This is a genomic window from Acidovorax sp. KPB24-03 (assembly GCF_057546605.1).
The window spans coordinates 1-1,177 of the sequence record NZ_BAAJYR010000700.1; the positions used below are offsets into that span (position 1 = coordinate 1).

Below are 1,177 nucleotides of genomic sequence, written 5' to 3' on the forward strand. Positions count from 1 at the left end.
CGCGGCCCCGTAGCCCCCGACGGACTCCGGCGTGGGCAGGGGCATGGGCTGCGGGGTCGTGGGGGACCACCGGGGGCCCGCAGGCGTGGCCCGGCGTCCCGCTGCGCTCGTGGGCGGGGTAGCCCCCTCGGGTGGCAGCGGAAGGGGATTGCTCTCGGACGGCTCGCTGTCCACGCCATCGTCTTCGGGCACCCAGTCGCGCAAGGAGGGGCTGGCGATGACCGGCGGCCTGGGGAGCGGGTGAAGGGGGTGCTGGTCGTTGAACGGCTCCTTGAACAACTGGCCCAGCGTCGGGCGCCGTTGCCGCGTTGGTGGGGGTTCGACGTCCGGGGCTTGGGGCGTCTGCAGGTCCGGCTCCTCGGGCTCCTGCGTCTTGTTCACGCCGTCGTTGGCCCGGGTGAAGAGGCCTTGCGCTTGCTGTTGTGCCTGGGCCGCGAGCTTGGTGGCCTGGGCTTCGGCGCGTGCGCGCCAGACCGCCTGGGGATCGGCGGCGGCCGCCGGCTTCCGTTCGATTTCGACTTCCGTTTCAGGATCGGGCCTGGGCTCGGGGTTCTGCGCCACCGGGGCGAATTTCGGCGCCCATCGGGCCGAGTGGTCATCCGGGGCCGCGGCGTGCTGCTGCGGGGTGCGGCCCACCTGCTGGGAGCCAGCTGGCAGAAATTCGTGCAGCCGGGTGGACTCCGATGCCGCCTTGCCCTGCAGCATGCCGAGTGCGGCGCTCTGCGATGCCTCGTCCTTGGCCTTCGTCTTGAATTGCAGGTTGTTGGCGGTCCAGGCGTCGTGGCTGTCCAGCAGGGTGCGCACCTTCGCCCGGTAGCCGTCGGCCTTGGCCTGCTGTCCCTGCGCAATCGCCTGCTGGCGCGCGGCCTCGGCCTGCTGGGTGGCCGCCAGGTCCCGCAATCGTGCCGCGGCCTCTTGCTGGGCCAGTGCCTCGGCGGGCTGGCCCGCGGCAGCGGCCCGCCGGATGGCGGCCTGGGCCTGCTGGCTTTCCATGGTGGCTCGCCGGGCGGGTTCGGTCGCCTGCTGCGCTGCGGCGGCGGCTTTCTGGCCCGTCTCGGTGGCTTGCTGTGCCAGGCCCTGCAGCTTGTCGTAGGCCTCAGCCGCCTGGGGGCGCAGCTTGGTCACCACGGAAAACGTCATGCCAGGCGCGCTGGCCTGTGCGGCCTGGACCAGGGTG

Annotated in this window: 1 pseudogene; it reads right to left on the reverse strand. The window is 72.6% G+C overall.

What is annotated here, in order from left to right:
• Positions 1–1,140: pseudogene (locus AC27KI_RS25320) on the reverse strand (hypothetical protein); the annotation flags it as partial.
• Positions 1,141–1,177 lie beyond the last annotated feature (37 nt).